16 protein-coding genes are annotated in these 17,296 nt (G+C 60.9%); 8 read left to right on the forward strand and 8 right to left on the reverse strand.

Features of this window, described 5'->3' with window-relative positions; translation table 11 throughout:
* Window positions 1-32: 32 nt before the first annotated feature.
* From DES47_RS04050 to DES47_RS04060, 3 genes are all read right to left on the reverse strand, one after another.
* Window positions 33-2,699 carry an AAA family ATPase gene (locus tag DES47_RS04050; RefSeq protein ID WP_133699349.1) on the reverse strand — a complete coding sequence of 889 codons (2,667 nt, stop codon included), beginning with the start codon at window positions 2,697-2,699 and terminating at the stop codon, window positions 33-35.
* Window positions 2,696-3,835 (reverse strand): metallophosphoesterase family protein, encoded by a 1,140-nt coding sequence (locus DES47_RS04055; RefSeq protein ID WP_133699350.1) that lies wholly within the window; start codon window positions 3,833-3,835, stop codon window positions 2,696-2,698. The genes DES47_RS04050 and DES47_RS04055 overlap by 4 nt, the downstream gene beginning before the upstream one ends.
* An 83-nt stretch (window positions 3,836-3,918) precedes the next feature.
* Window positions 3,919-5,496, reverse strand: coding sequence for an ATP-binding domain-containing protein (locus DES47_RS04060; RefSeq protein ID WP_243748147.1), 1,578 nt, complete (start codon window positions 5,494-5,496; stop codon window positions 3,919-3,921).
* A gap of 334 nt (window positions 5,497-5,830) precedes the next feature.
* Here DES47_RS04060 and DES47_RS28630 point away from each other — a divergent pair, with 334 nt between their 5' ends.
* From DES47_RS28630 to DES47_RS04075, 4 genes are all read left to right on the forward strand, one after another.
* The gene (locus tag DES47_RS28630) at window positions 5,831-6,232 is read left to right on the forward strand and encodes a hypothetical protein (RefSeq protein ID WP_166651847.1); all 402 of its coding nucleotides are present in this window, start codon (window positions 5,831-5,833) and stop codon (window positions 6,230-6,232) included.
* Between the two features lie 61 nt (window positions 6,233-6,293).
* Window positions 6,294-6,476 carry an MbcA/ParS/Xre antitoxin family protein gene (locus DES47_RS29700; RefSeq protein WP_425057409.1) on the forward strand — a complete coding sequence of 61 codons (183 nt, stop codon included), beginning with the start codon at window positions 6,294-6,296 and terminating at the stop codon, window positions 6,474-6,476.
* Window positions 6,477-6,514: 38 nt separating this feature from the next.
* Complete coding sequence (locus DES47_RS04070) at window positions 6,515-7,108, forward strand: hypothetical protein (protein ID WP_133699353.1); 594 nt, start codon at window positions 6,515-6,517, stop codon at window positions 7,106-7,108.
* Window positions 7,109-7,328: 220 nt separating this feature from the next.
* The gene (locus DES47_RS04075; RefSeq protein WP_133699354.1) at window positions 7,329-7,634 is read left to right on the forward strand and encodes a helix-turn-helix domain-containing protein; all 306 of its coding nucleotides are present in this window, start codon (window positions 7,329-7,331) and stop codon (window positions 7,632-7,634) included.
* 196 nt (window positions 7,635-7,830) lie between these two features.
* Here the strand turns inward: DES47_RS04075 and DES47_RS04080 are convergent, their stop codons facing one another.
* The 5 genes from DES47_RS04080 to DES47_RS29140 form a co-directional block, all read right to left on the reverse strand.
* A complete protein-coding gene (locus DES47_RS04080; protein ID WP_133699355.1) occupies window positions 7,831-9,165 on the reverse strand; it encodes a hypothetical protein in 1,335 nt (444 codons plus the stop codon).
* Complete coding sequence (locus DES47_RS04085) at window positions 9,162-10,172, reverse strand: P-loop NTPase family protein (protein WP_133699356.1); 1,011 nt, start codon at window positions 10,170-10,172, stop codon at window positions 9,162-9,164. The genes DES47_RS04080 and DES47_RS04085 overlap by 4 nt, the downstream gene beginning before the upstream one ends.
* A complete protein-coding gene (locus DES47_RS04090; protein WP_133699357.1) occupies window positions 10,169-12,223 on the reverse strand; it encodes a hypothetical protein in 2,055 nt (684 codons plus the stop codon). Before DES47_RS04090 ends, DES47_RS04085 begins: the two co-directional genes overlap by 4 nt.
* Entirely contained in the window at window positions 12,220-12,918 is a 699-nt protein-coding gene (locus DES47_RS04095) for a hypothetical protein (protein WP_133699358.1), read from the reverse strand. The genes DES47_RS04090 and DES47_RS04095 overlap by 4 nt, the downstream gene beginning before the upstream one ends.
* A gap of 340 nt (window positions 12,919-13,258) precedes the next feature.
* Window positions 13,259-13,639, reverse strand: a complete 381-nt coding sequence (locus DES47_RS29140; RefSeq protein WP_243748148.1) for a DNA-binding protein — start codon at window positions 13,637-13,639, stop codon at window positions 13,259-13,261.
* 8 nt (window positions 13,640-13,647) lie between these two features.
* On the opposite strand from DES47_RS29140, the gene DES47_RS04105 reads away from it, so the two are divergent.
* From DES47_RS04105 to DES47_RS04120, 4 genes are all read left to right on the forward strand, one after another.
* Window positions 13,648-14,103, forward strand: a complete 456-nt coding sequence (locus DES47_RS04105) for a helix-turn-helix domain-containing protein (protein WP_166651849.1) — start codon at window positions 13,648-13,650, stop codon at window positions 14,101-14,103.
* Window positions 14,100-14,819: a hypothetical protein gene (locus DES47_RS04110; RefSeq protein ID WP_133699360.1), complete on the forward strand. Its 720-nt coding sequence runs from the start codon at window positions 14,100-14,102 to the stop codon at window positions 14,817-14,819. The genes DES47_RS04105 and DES47_RS04110 overlap by 4 nt, the downstream gene beginning before the upstream one ends.
* Before the next feature lie 819 nt (window positions 14,820-15,638).
* Window positions 15,639-16,595 (forward strand): Crp/Fnr family transcriptional regulator, encoded by a 957-nt coding sequence (locus DES47_RS04115; RefSeq protein WP_133699361.1) that lies wholly within the window; start codon window positions 15,639-15,641, stop codon window positions 16,593-16,595.
* Between the two features lie 17 nt (window positions 16,596-16,612).
* Window positions 16,613-17,140: a SagB/ThcOx family dehydrogenase gene (locus DES47_RS04120; RefSeq protein WP_133699362.1), complete on the forward strand. Its 528-nt coding sequence runs from the start codon at window positions 16,613-16,615 to the stop codon at window positions 17,138-17,140.
* Window positions 17,141-17,296 lie beyond the last annotated feature (156 nt).

Genomic DNA, 17,296 nt, shown 5'->3' on the forward strand with positions numbered 1-17,296 from the left:
CATTGAGCCCGGATTGCTAGCTGAGATAAAACTCAACCAAGGGCGCGGCTCTCCACCCCCATATCGCGCCAGTCCTCTGGGTGACAGGTGAAGAGCAACACCTGATGGCGCTGGGCGGCATCGAACAGCACCCTTTTCATTTGCCCTAAACGTTCGCCGTCACTATGTACCAGGGCGTCGTCGAGGATCAGCAAGGTGGGCCGGCCCGCTTCGCGCAGCAGGTCCGCATAGGCAAAGCGGCTGATCAGGCCTAGTTGCTCTCGGGCGCCGAAACTCAAGGACGCGAAGGTTCCAACGTCCTCTGCCCCTGTGGCCGTTCGGCGCAGCAGAACATCGGGAGTCAGTTGTTCCCCAACTTCAACGCTGGCGTGCGGGAACAGCAGCTGCAAGTAGCGTTGCAGGTGTTGCCGCAGTGGAGCCTGAAGCTTGGCGAGCGCGGCCTGCCGGCGGGATTGCAGCTTGGCGCACAGCAAGCTGAGCGCCTGGGCGCGGCGCAGCAACTCCTGCACGCGTTGGCTAGCACGCGACAGATCACCGGCAGCGGTCTGGCGCTGTTCGTCCAAACCGGCCGCACCGGCCTGCTGCAATGCGTGGTCCAGAACTTGGATCTCGGTATGACGTTGGCTATGGGCCTGCTCCAACTGGCCGACGCTGCGACTTAGCCGCTCGATGTCTTGCTGGACGATGTCAGGCCGCGCCTGGTCGAGCACGCGTGTGCACTCTTGGACAAGCGCGGTTTGCACAAGCAAATCCTGCGCAAGCTGACCCAGCTGCTGCTGAGCTTGCTGTTGCCGAGCCTGTCGTTCCGAGTTGTTCAACTCCTCCGTCACGAGCTCCAGTTCACGACCTCGCGATTGGTGGTCGACCTCGGCGCGGGCAAGCCGCTGTTGGGCATCAGCGAGCACCGACCGGGTCCGCAAGGCCACGCTGTCGGCGGCCTGCTGGGCAAGCTCGGCGGGCTCCAAAGCCGACGCGGGCTGCGCAGGAGCCTCCGGCAACTGAGCCAGGGCCGTCTGGCTGGACTGCATCTGCCCTTCGGCTTGCGCAAGGCGTTCTTTCAACCGATCAAGCCCCTCCGGAACGATTTGCTTGAGGGCTTGACGCGCATGCTTGATGTGAATCAGCAGCGTCTGGAATTGGCTTAAGTGCGCTTCGGCCTGAGCCACATCGACCAATCCCAGCGCCTGCAGTCGGTGCTGCAGCTGAGCCTGGGCTGCTTCACAGTCCTTGGTCAATCCAGCCAGGTCCTGCCCCCCGGGAGTGATGGTCAGTTCACCCAGACCTGGCAGGCTCAGGTTGACTGGATTGGCCAGCAGGCGCTCCCCCTGCCCTTGCAACTGCTCGGCACCTGATGAACCTTGCAACGCAATGATCTGCCCTTCTTGAAGGGTGAACTGCAAGCGCGTCGACACGGCCGTGCGCTGCAGCGTCAGGTCCTGCCAAGCACGCTCAAGCTGCCGCAGCTCATGCACATCGGCCTCAGTCAAAGTGCATGTAGCGGCTTGAGCCTGGAGTTCATCCAATTGCTGCTGGCTGCCGAGGAAGGTTTGCAGCGTCTGCTGGTGGCGATCGAGCGCTTCGGAAGCAGCTTGCCATTGCACCTGAAGGTTGGCGCGCGTTGCCTCCTGACGGGCCATTGCAAAGGTCTCGTGGGCTTGCTCAGCGGAGACTTGCGCCTCGTCGGCGTGCCGCTGGGCCAAAGTTGCGGCTTCACCTGCTTGCTGCAACACCTGGGCTGCTTGCTCACAATGCAGACGCCCCTGAGCAAGGCGTACCTGCAAACGTTCATGGGATTGAATCTGCTCCAGCAGCAGTTCTCGCTGACGCTGCATTTGCTGCAGAGCTGCGCTGGCATCAGCCAGTTGTCGGGCGCCCTGCGCGAGTGCTTGCTCTGTCTGACGGGCCACTGCCAACTGCTCGCGCAAAGGCTCCCAGGGGCGTGTCTGCTCGTCCTGTAGGTGCTGTGCGCGCAGCCGGGCGAGCTGATCCACCTGCTGCTGATAGGTCGCAACGCGGCCGTCCACCTCGCCCAGGGTGTGCTGTAACTGTTGCACTTGGGTGATGGCGTCTTGATAGGCCGCGCGCGGCTTGCCTGCACTGGTGAGTAGTTCGTCGCGCTGCGCCTGAAACTCGGCCAATAGTTCGTCTCCGCCGGTGGCGGCCAGGCTGCCCGCACTGGACTGGCTGATGCGCTCCTGCAAGGCCGTGTGAATGTGGTCACGCGCGTGCGTGGCGGCTTCGGCGAGCTCTTGCCCGGTGCCCTGCTCCACCCACAAGAGGCCCGGAATCCCCCAATGCTCGGCTTTGCTGGCCCCCTTGCCGGCATAGCCAAAACCAAGCAGCGTGGCCAGCTGGTCTTCTGCGTCGCTCCCATCCCAAGTCCTGTCGCCTAGTGTCAAGCTGCAGCGAGCCCGCGAGCCCAGGAATGATTTGTGCAAACGACCTGCTTGCTGGTTCAGCGTGAAGTCGATTTCCACCGAAGGCATTGCACTGCTATCGCCGCGAGGACGAAGATCTTCCACGACCTTGGAGCGGTATCGCTCAAAGAACGCGGCACGGATGGCTCGCACCAGCGTGCTCTTGCCCCCCTCATTGGGGCCGGTAAAGATGTTGAGGCCTGGCGTCAGCTCTCGCAGCTCAAAGGACTGGCGGAACTGGCGGAGCTGCTCGACGCGGAGCCGTGTCAATTGCATGCTCATGCAGCTGCTCCCTCTTGGCCCACTGGTGTTCTCTGCGATAGAGCAATGCTGAGCAGTGCCAGGGCGTCACGGGCAATTTGAGCAGCCTCGCCTTCGGCATTCTGCTCATCGCGCAACTCGGCCAGGATGTCAGCCAGATAGCCATCAGCTTGCAGTGCCGAGATGTCCTCGACACTGGGGGTCATGCGCAGCTGGGATTCATCCGCACACATGTGCCGAATGCGTGCTGCCGCTTCGCCCAGGCCGGTCCGCAAGCGTTGATGGTCGGCCAACGTCACCTGCCCTTGCAGCGCTATGTCCAGCACTGTGTTGACAGGCAAGGCCTGCAGCGTGGCGAGCAGTTGATCCACGTCGGTAGGTACGTTCACCGTGATTGCCAGGCTCTGCCATTGGAACTTGCCGATCGGCAAACTTGTGACCAAGGGCCTGATACCTGGGCCGCTGATCTCCACCAGCAGCGCCTGCCCGGCATCATTGGCTCTGAAGCGGTCAGGCTCCGGGGTGCCGCTGTACCAGGTGCGCTCGTCAATCCGCTTCGTGCCATGCCAGTCTCCCAAGGCCAGATAGTCAAGCCGAGCGCGTTTGGCTCGGTCGGCCGCGATGGGGTTTGCTGAATCCACGGTGTCGGGCAGGATGCCCTGCACGCTGCCATGGGCCAGGCCCACGCGAAGCCAGCCATCAGGTGTTGCTGCTTCATCAAACCAAGCAGTGCTATCGCCGAAGGTATGGCGCTGCATCAGCGGCGCGGGCAGCACGGCGGTGCGAATGGCGTCTAGCAACACCGGCTCAGGCTGCAAGGCCAAGTGCACGTTGGCAGGCACCACGCCCAAGCGCATCGCGCGGGTCCAGACACTCTCGGTCAACGCTGCATCGTGGTTCCCCGAAATCAGCACCCATGGACCGCTGTAGCTGGCCATGGCTAGGAACAGGCGACGGAGCGTCCGATCAGAGACAGTTTGGGCATCAAACACATCGCCCGCCACCAAAACGGCATCAACCGAATGTTCGGTGGCCAGCTCGGCCAATCGCTCAACAGAAGCGATGCGAGCCTCCGCCAGAGGAACAGCGTCTTCCGGCGGCAAACTGGCGTACAGGCGCCCGATCTGCCAATCGGCGCTGTGCAGGAATATCGGCATGCTCTTGTTCCCCCTGAATGTTGTCCTGCCTAGGTGCCCGCGCGAGTTCGTCGACCCGTTAGTGCGGAGTCTTCCGCTTCAATCTAGCTTGCGGGTGGCTCACCAGGTGCGCCACCCTCCGTCATCCGTGCGATCAACGCCCGCTCGGCAGCTTCACTGAGTACCAGCTCCAGATGCATGCGGGCACGAGTTAGTCCGACAAACAGCATGCGGCACTGCAACGGACCCAATTGCTCGAAGTCAACCTCGGTCAGCACAACGGCCTTGGCTGACTGGCCTTTGAAGCGGCGCAACGTTTCCAGACGCAGGTCGCCCTCCGTCCGGTTTGGCTGCCCTTGCTCGTCGTAGCTGCCATCGAAGTGCTGCACCCGCCATTCGCCAAGTTGGCTCTCATTCATAAGCCGCGAGCTGTCACGCCCGCGCCAACATAGGACAGCCACGTCGTCAAACCCAAAGCCCTTGTCGAGGCAGCATTGCACTGCCTTGATGGTGGCTTTTACCAGGCTGCCGCCGTCCACCTTGTAGGCATGCAGTCCTGGAACGTCGCCGGCGAACGGCGAACACGCCAGCACCGCATCAGGGGTCAATCGCAAGGCGTTGATGGTTTGAACCAATTGCTGCGGGGTACGGAAATTCTCATCCGAACGCACCACGACAGCATCAGCCACTTCGATTTCCTCCCGGTCGGTATAGAGGCACTGCGAAGGGTCGTCCAGCAGGTAGAGCTGAGAACTAGGCTTGAGACGAGCAATGAGCGCTTGCACCCAATCGGCTTGCATGTCCTGCAGCTCATCAACGACCAGCAAGTCCAGGTCTGGTGCGGCTGCAAGACAAGCTGTCAGGTAGCGCTGAGTCATCGCGGCAAAGTTCGGCACGCCCACCGGCCTGCCGTCTCGCTCCCAACACAGTTGGTGAAAGCTGTGGACCTGAACGCCAGGCGGGGCAATGTCTCGCACATGCTCGGCCAGCGGGCGATTGAAGCAGACGTAGGCCGCCCTTAAGTCTGCGCTCCTAGCATCGCGAAGCAAACGAAGCGCCAATTGCGTCTTGCCCGATCCTGCAGTGGCGCAGACGCGAATTGCGCCACTGGGCGCCTCGATGCGCGGCACCCAACTCGCAAGCCCGCCGGAAATCCTGCTCACTTGATGCTGTAGCCTGCCACTCAGCGCAGATACATCGGGCTCAAGTGACAGTCGATTCTCAAAGAACGCGCAAACCCGTTCCGCCAAGGGATCCGAGCGACCGGCTCCGAGCGTCCGCTGGATAAACCCTGGCAGATCAAGGCAGTCACCTGCGTCTGCAATCCTCTCACGAGGGAATGAAATCGCGCTGTGGTTCTCAACCTTTTGATCGGGCAGCACCAGGAAGTGCATCAACCTTGCGCCTAGGCCAGACGACCGCAGTCGATGCATGACTGCCTTGAATTGAGTCTCCGTCTGCCGAGACACGTCCTTGTTCTCACTGCCGTAGCGCTTAAACAAGTGTCCCGCCGCGAGGTTCATTGGCCCTGCCTTGACCTCCAGCAACGCGACATCGCCCGCTGAATTAACGATCACGACATCAAGCTCGCCGTGGCGATCAAAAGCCGCGTGCACCTCGGCCCAACTAACCCCATGGAACAGCGTGTACGCATCAGGCAGCCCATCTGCCAAAGATTCCAATATCGACTGCTCAACATATTCACCCGCAGACGTGGGGCGAACTGTCGATAACGGGGGGATTGATCGGGCCACGCTTTTTGGTAGTCATTGTTTGGACGATATTGCAGAACTCCGTTCCTCTCAGAGTACTGAAATATTCAGAGCCATCAGCCGTCCTCATCGGAATGGTCTGCGGGCAAAAACCACCTTGGATTCTGCTACACAGCCTGGCAGTTCTTGCGCAGCAAAGCTCAGGGTTCACCCGCGATCGCGGGCGAAGACCGCACTCGATGGCGCGATTGGAATAGGGCCAGGCCCGTCCACGCGCTTCAACTAACCCTGGGGCTTGTGCCGCGTGGCAGCGCAACGCGGCACTCAATTGCTGACTGGCTTCGAGGTAGAAGTAAAATATGCGAAAATCGCCTTTTTTGAGACATTGTGTCTTGAGGTCCAAATGGTGGCTCACAGGCGAGGCAAGTTCTTAGGGGTGGCGCTCGGTCCCGATCTGGAGGCAACTTCGGCTCGCCTGGAAGCGTTCGGGTTCACCGACCAACGCGCCGCAAATGTCGCAGCGGCTGCCGCGCGATTTGCACAAGAAGAGACGGACTGGCTATTGCGGCAGCTGCTGCCCAAGGATCGTTGGCCAGGTCATGTTTGCCTGAGGCGCCACCTCGTGCAGCAACGCGATGAGACTTGGCTATTGCTTCGCTACGACAAGAAGACGTCATGGATGCTTGATGCAGTGTTCATCGCCTGATGGGATGCCTGCCTTTATGAACGCTGGGGCGAAGCCTGTACTGCTGGAAAAGTTGGGCCAGATGATCGAGGAAAGCGGCAGCACCCAAGACGTTGACGCTCTCTCAACTTGGCTGGATACCTGGCTTGCTGAGCCCCTGCCAGAGCTCGGCGGAGCAACACCGACGCAAGCGTGGACAAGCGAGGACGGCCAGCGCCAAGTGGAAACCCTTCTTGAGCGAATGCGGGGAGGTCTGCCTGGCTGAGTACATCAGCATGAACGCGCTGAGCGTGCTTCGGCCATATGTGGCTGGCGATGGCTCCTATCCGGATCGGCTTCAGCAACTTCTCACTCGATGAACTCCTTGAGATGATCTTTCTTGACACTGAGTTCACCGACCTCGCATCACCGGCCCTGCTGAGCGTCTCGATGGTTTCGCTGAAGGGGCTGGAGATCTATGAAGAGCTTGATCTTGTTCAGGATCCCATCGGCCAAATGCGGCTTCGTGCTTCCAGCGAGTTCACTCGCGGCACCGTGATTCCTCAATTCAACAAAGTGGCAAACTCGAAGTGCTCGACACGGGAATTGGGGAATCGAGCCGGAGAGTGGTTGATTGCCTGCGCTGCGGACATCGGCGGGAAGATCATCGTGGCATACGACTACGACGACGACTTCGCCCTGTTGCGAGACGCCATGAGGAGGGCGAGCATATGGGATCGAGTTGCTCCCTTGCTTGAGCCCCAAAATATCGACCACATTACCGGGCGAGTCGAAGGGGCAATGGCCGCTGAGGCGAGCTGGCTCGAATCCGCTTTGTATCGAGGACTCCAGCGTCACCACGCGTTGGCCGATGCACTGGCTTTGCGCGCAGCGTGGCGCGCTGTTTGCGGTCAATGATCCACAACAACGTGATCGTTGCTGAAAATCTTGGCCAGACCGGTATCGAGGCTTACTGGCAGCTCGCCGCCTAACCTGCGCGCGCTTTGTCCCTGGCTATTGAGGTGGTGCCCGGCCTTCAATCTGGCCATCCACTTCGAACTCATACACAGCGGGTCAGAAAAGGCGATTTTCGCATAATCTGAATTCGCCTGCATCGTGGGTCACAAATTTGTGGCCCATGAAAAAAACGCTTTATACAGAACAGCAGCAGACGCTACTAGCGGCCCTCAGAGAGGCGAGAAATGCAGCCGGCTTGTCCCAGGCGGAGGTCGCCGAGCGTCTTCATTCGACCCAGAGTGACGTCAGCAAGTGCGAGCGCGGCGTGCGGCGACTTGACGTTATTGAACTGCATGCTTGGTGCAATGCGCTTGGCATCCAATTCATGGACTTCTCTAGAGATCTTGACTTCAGATTCGGTGCTATTGCAGACCGACATGTACACAAAATCGGGCGCCGCTCTCGCGAAAGCCTAAAGAAACCCTGAGCATCCCCGCGTCCGCGATGGGGGGTAGCCGTGAGAGTTTGTGTTTCCGACAGCTTGGAGCCAAGCGCCGCACCAACTCGTAAACGCCAGCGACAAGCGACATGATCATCGGCAGTCCGCACCGCACCGTCTGTCGTAGGCAGGACGGATGGCGCTCAAGCCTGCGACTGCCTCAGGGATAGGCTCCTCGTCGCGCTTACACGGGCCGTTCGGCGATAAGCTCCAACGGAGAGGCGCCGGTCGGCATCGTGAGCAACTGATGCTCGCGGTACCTTAAGACGAGGCGCTCCAGCATGTGCTCGGCCACTACTCTGCGGATTTGCAGATCCAGATACCGAGGGTCGGTCGAGGCAACCAGGCGCCATGGCGGCAGAAACAGGAACCAGTCAGGTGGACTGTGCCACGCCACCTGCACGCCATATCGCAATCGAACCATCCTGATGAGACACCGAACAAAGAGCATACGCACCGCCCTTGAGAGCACGCAGAGCTTGGCATCGATGTGAGCAGGCAGCCACCGGGAAAACCAAGGCTGCCAACCCAATAGGATCGGGCTACTTCCGCACAGGACCTGGTCTACGCGTGCTACCAACGCAGCTTGCCAGAACGCAGCCGTTACGGCGCTGACCTGTTCGTCCACGCGACCCCGAGTGAGAATGCCCTGAGGTATGTCTCCGAGTTCAACAATACGCCTGAGCCGTGAAGCCAGGCCCTCAAATGTGTACTGCATTGCGAGGAAGATGATCGACTGTTGCCGAGAGTGCTCGATGTCGCCCTCGACATCTACATCGACGCGAATGTACTCAGCCTCCAATTTCAGGAAATCGCTAGTACCAGCGTCGTCACCCCAGACACTGTGGACGTGATGTAGCCTCGTGAGTATCGGGCTCGCCACAACCTCATCGGGGCGCTTGTCCCAGTTCAAATCGCTCCGCAAGTCTCTAGCTTGCGGACCCCGACCAATCGCCTTCCTCAGCGGAGCAAACAGTTTTGCCGATGGATGGGCGAGGTGCTGCTGCAAGGAACCGTGAGTTACCCCGGGCGCAAGGTTGCGGCCGCAGGCGCCGCAGTGCAAGTGATTGCGCGCAACGTCCAGCACATTGGTGGATATTGGATCACGGCAGTGCGGGCAGCCCGTCCTGAGCAGCTCAATGTGAATCGGACACTTCGTGACCTGCGTCAGCTGGAACAGCGTGGAATGTTGCCCTTGGGCGAGGCACAAGGGGCAATAGCGGAGCTGGTCTAGGAAGACGCGCTTTCCCGTGCGACCGCAAAGGAGATCGGCGCCTCGCGCATGGTTCCAAAGAAGCAAGTTGACGCCCATCGCGCCCGCAAGTTCTCGTGCTCGGCGGTCACTAAGATGAAAGACCGACACTTGGCGTCCCAACTTGGGAAGGAACTCTTTGATCTCATTTATCTGAATCATCGTGGCCGAACAGAACTCGGCGAAGACGATATAGGCGGACTTCTCAAGGTCGGGATCGGCAACGGTCTTACCTCGTAAGTTCCACGCGCTAGCTCCACCGGTCATGGCGCAGCGTCCCCTGGCGGCTCAAGCGCCGGGGGCGACTTGGGTCGCTTGGATGGCTTCGGAGGGTCTGGTCGCTTCGGTTTGGTGTAGGCCATGATGTCATTGACAAATCCGTTCTGCTGAAACGCCTCCAGCACGTGTTCGGCGCCCACCTCGATCTCGACGTTGGCCTCGTCCTTGAGAATCAGAAATAGGTAGATCAGGGTCGACCGAACAATGGCCATCGGCAAGAACAGATCGAGACCGAGCTTGTCTAGGTCCACCAGCGAAAGGACCGCAGCTTTGATGGGTGCAACCAGCTGAACTATGGACCAACCCCCGACCGCTCGGCCCGGGAAATGCCGCATCGTGAAACTGGACTCCTCGCCGTCGAGAACCCGCAGGAATTCTTCGAGCTGCTGGAAGGAGAGCCCACAAAACTCGCGAACTTCCTGATATAGCCGGCCGGTGACATTGATGCTTTTGCGCAGATTAGCTACCGTGCTCTGCAATTCCGGTTGTCCGATGACGAGCATGAAGGGCTTGAACCGCTTGGCGATGTTGGACTCGAGGATCGCGAATTGGCCGTAGACCGCCGGAGCCACGTTCTGCATCTCATCGGCAATGACGAGGACGCGCTCGGTCTTCGGCGTGCACTTTTCCCAGATTGCATCCACCAGGCGGACTCGTAAGACGGCGGGCAAACGTGCCGTGATCGCGCGGACGTCCAGGTTGACAAGGGCGCGTACGAGGAATTTCTCAGGTTTGTCAAATACCTCGCCATCGAAGTTGAGCAGCACGACAGCCACGGTGCCGCCAAACATCTCGGAGGCGACCTTTTCGAGGTACTTGGAGAACTCACTCTTACCTACGCGAGGCAGGCCCCAAAAGCCGGCGCCACACAGGTCACAGGTCATCCAAAGTGCAACGATCTGCGCCGCTTCCTCGATCTGCGGCGTCCATGCAATGCCTTCGAAGAAGGAGGTTGAGCTTTCCGAGTGATGGTCGCCCCCGACGTCGCCGCTCATCGCATGCCTCTGGGAACAGAAAACCGCCGCGCTGGAAGTCTGGGCGCCACCGGCGCGGCGCGAGGCGCTGCGGTGACGTACCCGGCCGGTGCAGGGGCCGGCGTTGCGGATCTGGTCGGGGGCACGTAGCCGTCGGCATAGACCATCGGAACGTCCTCGAAACCGTATTCCATCTGCGCCGTGGCCAGTTCCTCCGGACTCACCATCCTCTTGAGATAGGTCATGAAGTAGGCGTAGTCCTGTGCCATCGACCAGTCGCTCTTGGCTCCGTCGCAGAGAAATTGCAAGACCTCGAACAGCGGCAGGTCACGCGGTTGCAGTTTGAACCGGGCTGCGCGCTTGCGGCGGTCGTAAATCTGCTGAATGCGGCTGTCGAAGGGCACGCGACCCCAAGCTCCTTCGCAGTTCAGCGTGTCCACGTAGCTCATGCGGTCATCAAGCAAGATGGCCGTTCGCAGGTCGTCAGAGTCCTGCAGGACCCAGTACTCCTTCACCCCATCGGGCGGGTTGGACTTGAGCCACTGCGACGAATAGCGTCGATCTCCGAATCTTATGAATGGCAGCCGCCCGGACTTCGTAATGTCGCACTGCACGCGCTTGCGGATGGGCGCACAGAAGTTGTAAGGAGATCTCTTGTGCTCAGGCAGATAGTTGGGCTCAAAGTCTCCGCGAGCCAGCAGGGCCTTCAGGCGAGTAAAGCCGTCCAGATAACCCGCGCTCGAGGTATCTGAGACGTTCTCGTTGGCCAGCACGCAATAGATGCCCTGCGCGATATGGTTGGCGTGCACGAGTTGCTCGGTGGGACGCGCGGCGATCTGACGCAGCGGGTCCTGCGGGCCGCTTCCCAGCGCTCCCGGCAATTGCAGGACGAAGCACTTGCGGGTGCGGTGGATGTTCGATTCGATCTCGGGCCGGCCCTTTGGACTGCCCGGCGCGCCCAAGACCACCCGGCCGCCGAAGAGGCGCATGACCAATTCCTGCAAGTCATTGAACAGGTGGGCCAGTGCGTTGTCCAAATACACAACAATGGGCACGACGAGAGACAGCTCCTTGAAGAGGTTCTGCGGAAATCCAGCCCCGTCCACCGGACGCATGTTCGGATCGACCATCGGTGGCATGGGTTGACCGAGCACCGCATTGCGGAACAGCTGAATGATGTCTGTCCCTTTGGCCTGTCGCGTGAAGCAGACATGAAATGCGATGTTCACCGCGAAGTCACCGGTGCTGCGCAAACGCAGCACGGGGAAGCGACGCATCTTCACAACCTCCCCGCCCCAACGAGTTGATGGGATCTCCACCTTCCCTTCAATGTTGCTATCGCACTCGTCTATTACCCAGGCGAGATAGTCGCAGCGCGGCGTCCTGCTCTCGCCGTCTCCCATTTGATGACCGGCGGCCACCGCGGCGGCTCGGCCACTGTTGCGCCGGATGTGGGGCATCAAATGTTCGGGAAGATACTTTGTCTTGAACCACCGGCAAAGAGGCCAAAACCCCTTGCTCTCGCAGTTCAGCGGATAGTCTCTTTCCGTGAGTTTCTGATCCTTGCAGATCAATTGAAATTCGTTATGGAGTGTCTTGGGCGTCACCTTGTTCGGACGCTTGTAACCGTTCAGGAATTTAGTCAGCTCGGTCTCGATCGCGGGATGATCTGCAAAGAGCTTCTCGAAGGCCCCGCCGAAGCCTGCGGTCTCTGCATGGCCTTCTTCGACAACCGGGAGATCCGCCCTACGAGTCCTTTCCTTCTGGACAAGATAGGGCACAAACGCCCGCACGCCGGTGATGCCGGTTCCCTCGACCCAAGGCGCAATGGCTACATCCAGATAGTCCAGTACCCGAGACGGCCGCATGTTGGCAGCCTTGCCGAGTTCGGCGGCCGACTGGTTCAGCAAGAACAACTTGGCGGCGTGGCGCAGGGCCTTGACTCGCGGGCGGTACCTCTCTTCAATGAATTCGTCGTCCACATCGGGCCACGACTCGATCTTTTTGAAGTCTTTGGGCACCTTGAGTAGCATCGCCTTGCGACGATCTTCCGAATTCGAGGGATGGCTCATAGAGTTACCTCGCTGATCGACGAGGGAGCCATGCCATCCGAAGGCGCGCTTACCGTGAGGGCGTTGGCCCCGAGTTCTCCGTGCTCACGATCGATCACCAGCTTTCCGGCAACGTGCAGCCGGGCCAGTCGGGCGCGTATGAGATCCTTCGGCGCCCTGATCGACGCGCAGAGCTCGGTGAGGGTCTTGCGACCGGTCGCCAGGAGAGCGACCAAAGGGACATCAAGTTCTTCTCCCTTCCCGACCCAGATGGTCGCGGCCTGACGCAGGCGGTCCAGGAACCAGAACTCGTCCACGCGCGCACGAATCTCCGGGCGTGTCCGGTGCACCGCGGAGGCCCCGTTGACGGCGGCGATCCGCCTGAGCTGACGCAGTTCCGTCGTCGTGGCGTCCGTCTTAGTTGCAAGGACGTAAGCGAGCGAGTCGTCGCGGCGGGTCACGACAAACGTGGCTGTGGCGCTCACCTCGACGCCGCTGATCGTGGCCGTTACTGCCGTTGGCTTGCGCGTGATTGACTTGGTGTCGGCGGAGAAGCGCTCCAACACCCAGGCCTCGTAGTGGTACTCGTGACCGAATTGCAGTGGTTGTACATCGAAAGGGTCATGGGCGCGCACCTGAGTCCTGGGGAACTCGCGATAGCGTTCTGCGCGGCCGCCCCAGTAGGTGACGACCGAGTGGTCTTGCTGGTCTTTCATGAGGACGTGTCCAAACGGTCGGCGTCGAGCCCCGCCCGGACGACGCCCGACGGCCTCAAGCCAATAGCTATGGGCTCTGCGCACCTATAGCGCGCGCAGCGGTGCTGGACGAGTTGTCCTGACTCGTCGGGCCTTTCCCGCGGGCAGCGGTTGGAAAGGCTAAGAGCCGCTTGACGGCTTCACCGATACGCTAGACACTTCATTGCCTCCCTAAAGAGCACGAAAGTGCAAGCGCGCCTCTGGATTCGCAGTCCTTGGCGCGCTTGGCGTTTTTGGGGCCCTGATTCGGACTGATGGTGTAGTCCTGTCCTGATACCACCTCCTCGATCTGCCTGAAATTTCAGGCCATTTCGACAATGTCATCCGTGGGCTTGCGCTTCATGCCCAACTCGACGGCGATCTTGAAGCTCGTCCCTCGCAGCGCCTTGCGCGTGCCGGCGAGCACTTGGTACACCAAGGCCGGATTGAACTGACGCTCCAATGCCCACTCGGAGATCGTGATGCCACGATCGGCAAACCATTGGTGCGCTTCTGCTGGTGACTTCAGTCCAGCCGCCGGCAACATCGGCGACGCGCGCTGGCCGTCAACTGGAACTTCCGCAGACGGGATGCTCACCTGTTTGTGTTCCACTGTTCGAAGCAATCCAAACAAATCAAAACTACTAACTTCTTGAGTCTTTCTTTCAGCGCGAGTCTGCGCGCGCTGTTGGGTGGATGTCAATAACTCCCATGGCTGGTCGACCTAGAAAAAACCCTGAGTTCCCGCCGCCACCGCCCGAGACCTTGGGTGAACGGCTTCGTGACGAGCGCGTGCGGCTAGGGCTGACGCAGGAACACCTCGCCGAGATCCTAGGTGTGGCGCTGTCCGCCCTGCAGAACTACGAACAAGGCCGCAACACTCTGAAGACGCCGGTCCTTGAACGACTGCGCCGCGCCAAGGTCGACGTTGACTACGTCGTCTATGGGCGCGATGCGGCGGCGCTGGAGCCGCTTGACGCTGATCTTTGGGAGCGCGTCAAGGCTTGGGATGCCGCTAACCCGAACGACGCTGATGGAAAACCGCTCAACGAATACTCCCGCTACCAACGCGTCACCCTCTTCTATCGCTGGCTGCGCGAAGACTCTGGAAGCCAGGGCGAGGTCGAAGAACGCCTTAGTAAACTTCTAAGGTCCAGGGCGGCATGAAGGCTATCTTGCTGACTGGCGAACGCATCACCGAGCTCTCGCTGAAGCTCGCGATGCTCTCGTCCCAGCGAGCTATCGGCCTGACAGCCCTTCAGTTTCAGAAGATCGAAGGCGCGCTGCGCTGGCACCGTGACGCTTGTCGTCCGGTCAACGTTTTGCGGCGACTCGTTAGTTCTGCTTTCAGCGGCCGCCTGCGCCAGGCCATAGCGCTGATTTGTGAGCAGAAGACCATGCTTCGCATGGCTGCCGATGAGACGGGCGACGATGGCACGGTTCTTGAGGCCCTTTTCTCGCTATCGAGCGCCGTAGCCGACTACGAACTCCAGTCCGCGGTCGACGAGCCCAAGATGCGGCTCGCATTGGCCGTCTGTAGCCTTCAGGGCAAACGAGATCGCTTTGCGCGCCTTGTGCGAAACGGCGAAGTCGAAACAGCCCCCACCGGGCTTCGCCTGCGAGGGCTGACAGCTCGGCGCATCGCGGCGTACGGTGCTGTCACGCTCTTCACTGTATGGCCCGGTGCGATCTTCTGGCGAATGGAAGTCGACGGAGCGCTGAGCCGCGGCCAATTGGTTGGCTATCTGATCGGGACAGTTCTGATTTCGATTTGGCTTACGAGAAGCCTGTTCACTGAACTGCGGGCCGACAAGCGCCTGATGCTCGAACTGAACTCAGATCTTCGGCCGCAACAAATTTCAGACAAGCGCAGAGGCAAATAACCAGAATCGCTGTGGCCGGCTGGCACAACTTTCACCCTGTACTGGCCGTATCACACAACCTTAGCCTCGAATCGGCCGTGTGGCACAACCTTGGCGTTTGAACCGTGTGAAGTGAAAGTTGTACGCGGTCATGTGACATTCTTTAAAGATCAAGCACTTAGATACCGCCGTACGGTGCAGCGATCACCTCAGCCCGTCACTAGTGGCCGGACTAAGTGAACTCTGTACCCATGCTCTCTAAGACGCCCAAAACGGCCAGCGAAAACTGCTCGTGGCCGGCTCGCACAACATTCACCACCACTGGCCGCCGCGCACAGACTTCACTCTCAACTGCCGTGATTCTGCGCCGTCGACCACTGCTGGACTCCCGGGCTGACAGGATATGAGCGGCACCCGGATGGATGGTGTGTTTACGCAACAGTCCTGACGATGGCGAAGGCGCAGGCACTTGCGCCGGATCAAGGTCGCATGAGGGTCGAGAAGCCGCAGGCAAGCCACGGCCTGTGTCCAATGATCGATCGGCGGCCGAGACGGTGCGATCGGTCGTCGGTCAATGGGCGCCCCTGAACTTCATAGTGCTTGCCGCTGGTTGATGGGCGTAGCCGGCGCTCCTCGCGACGCCCTGCCCTGGACTCGAACTCGGCACCACTGCGGCGCAGATTCGGAATACTCCGAGTCTTGCCTAGGACTTCCGGCCATCGGGGCGGAAGACTCCGGGGCCAAAGGCAAGTCTGCGCCGATGGCCTGTGAGCGGGCCTTTGTTCATGCTTGCAGCGTGATGCATCGGGATCACGTTGGCAGCAAGAATAAGGGGTAGCGATGAACCAGTCCGTGCGGCAATACAGAGTCATTTCCTCGACGGCACCGCAGTGTGCGGCGCAAGCCGGTGCGACGACCCGCGCCTGCCTCTCCGATCTGCTGCGGCTGATGGACGCCGACGCCGAAACCGGCCCAGCCAGCGATAGCTGCCCCGTGCTGATGCGGCCCCTGCGCGCCGGCACGGCCCTGTTCCATGAGCACGGCCAGATCGATGCGATCCACTTCGTCAGCATGGGCTCGTTCAAGATCTACCGCACTGCTGAAGACGGCTATGAGCAGGTGCTGGGTTTTGCGCGGCGCGGCGAGGTGCTGGGCTATGACGCGGTCTGCCTGGGCCAGCACCCGACCGCGGCCGTGGCGCTGGAGGACGCGCGGGTGTTCGCGATCAGCGTGCGGGAGCTGTTCGCGCTGCTGCAGCGGGTGCCGGCGCTGGACCGCCTGCTGCACCTGGCCGTCAGCCGTCAGCTAACCCGGGCGGCCGAGATCGCCGACCTGATGGCTGCCGTCGCTGCCGAGGTGCGCCTGGCGCGCTTTCTGGTGCTGCAGTCCGAGCAGATGAAGGCCTGCGGACAATCGCCGGTGCGCCTGCTGCTGCGCATGGGCCGTCGCGACATCGCCAGCCACCTGGGCGTGGCGCACGAGACGGTCAGTCGCAGCTTCAGCGTGCTCGCCGACTGGGGCTGGTTGCACGTCAACAACCGCGAGGTCGAGATTCTTGACCTGGCCCAGCTGAAGACCTTTGCACGCAGCACGCGCCGGTCGATCGATGACATCGGCGTCCGGGCCAAGGCGAGTTCGGCCCCCGCCGAGCTGTTGCCGCGTTCGAACGCGCGGGAGCTGAGCTGGGTCGCAGGGCGGCAGGGTTTCGGCTTCGACGGCGCGGTGACGTCCGGCGGAATCTGCATCGATCATCCCAGGCCCGGAGCGACGGCCACGAAGCACTCGCACGCGGCTTGATTCGAAAGGAGCCTTCGATGAACACCCTGACGAAGCTGGCGATGGGCTTGATGGGCCATCTGGCTCCTCGGCCTCTGACTGGAACGCCTGATCGTGTCGTGACGCTGCCCACTGCATCGATCGACGGCGGCATGCCGCTGATGCAAGCGCTGGCACAACGGCAGTCGCGGCGCCAGTTCAAACCCGGCCGCCTGGAGCCGCAGACGCTCGGCGATCTGCTGTGGGCCGCGGCCGGCATCAATCGCAGCAAGTTGGGTGGCCGCACGGCGCCCAGCGCCATGAACGCCCAGGAAATCGTGCTCTATGCAGCGATGGCTGAAGGCCTGTACCGCTACGAGCCGGGGCTGCATCAGCTGCGCCTGTTCGCTGCGTCGGATGTGCGGCGCGTCACCGGCTACCAGGACTTTGTTGACGATGCCGACCTCGATCTGATCTTTGTGGCGGATCACAGCCGCATGTCGCTGGTGCCCGCCGCGCAGCGCGTGGCCTATGCCAACGTCGCGGCCGGGGCGATGGCACAGAATGTCTATCTGTACTGTGCCTAGCAAGGTCCGGCGAAACGGTGTACGGCACAGCCTTGCCACCTATCTGCCGAGAATCGTTGACGGCCGGGCGGTTGACATCTTTGTCCATGTGGCCGATGTCGAGCCCATCAAGCACGTCGAGTCGGGCCGCAACTGCTTCATGCTGGCCGAAGCCGA

The sequence above is a fragment of the Roseateles toxinivorans genome (assembly GCF_004362525.1).
Classification (GTDB): domain Bacteria; phylum Pseudomonadota; class Gammaproteobacteria; order Burkholderiales; family Burkholderiaceae_C; genus Paucibacter; species Paucibacter toxinivorans.

Excerpts from the sequence above, each read along its gene's own strand:
- DES47_RS04050 (WP_133699349.1), bottom strand. The coding sequence starts at position 2,699 with ATGAGCATGCAATTGACACGGCTCCGCGTCGAGCAGCTCCGCCAGTTC.
- DES47_RS04055 (WP_133699350.1), bottom strand. The coding sequence starts at position 3,835 with ATGCCGATATTCCTGCACAGCGCCGATTGGCAGATCGGGCGCCTGTAC.
- DES47_RS29700 (WP_425057409.1), top strand. The coding sequence starts at position 6,294 with ATGATCGAGGAAAGCGGCAGCACCCAAGACGTTGACGCTCTCTCAACT.
- DES47_RS04070 (WP_133699353.1), top strand. The coding sequence starts at position 6,515 with ATGTGGCTGGCGATGGCTCCTATCCGGATCGGCTTCAGCAACTTCTCA.
- DES47_RS04075 (WP_133699354.1), top strand. The coding sequence starts at position 7,329 with ATGAAAAAAACGCTTTATACAGAACAGCAGCAGACGCTACTAGCGGCC.
- DES47_RS04080 (WP_133699355.1), bottom strand. The coding sequence starts at position 9,165 with ATGACCGGTGGAGCTAGCGCGTGGAACTTACGAGGTAAGACCGTTGCC.
- DES47_RS04085 (WP_133699356.1), bottom strand. The coding sequence starts at position 10,172 with ATGAGCGGCGACGTCGGGGGCGACCATCACTCGGAAAGCTCAACCTCC.
- DES47_RS04090 (WP_133699357.1), bottom strand. The coding sequence starts at position 12,223 with ATGAGCCATCCCTCGAATTCGGAAGATCGTCGCAAGGCGATGCTACTC.
- DES47_RS04095 (WP_133699358.1), bottom strand. The coding sequence starts at position 12,918 with ATGAAAGACCAGCAAGACCACTCGGTCGTCACCTACTGGGGCGGCCGC.
- DES47_RS04105 (WP_166651849.1), top strand. The coding sequence starts at position 13,648 with ATGGCTGGTCGACCTAGAAAAAACCCTGAGTTCCCGCCGCCACCGCCC.
- DES47_RS04110 (WP_133699360.1), top strand. The coding sequence starts at position 14,100 with ATGAAGGCTATCTTGCTGACTGGCGAACGCATCACCGAGCTCTCGCTG.
- DES47_RS04115 (WP_133699361.1), top strand. The coding sequence starts at position 15,639 with ATGAACCAGTCCGTGCGGCAATACAGAGTCATTTCCTCGACGGCACCG.
- DES47_RS04120 (WP_133699362.1), top strand. The coding sequence starts at position 16,613 with ATGAACACCCTGACGAAGCTGGCGATGGGCTTGATGGGCCATCTGGCT.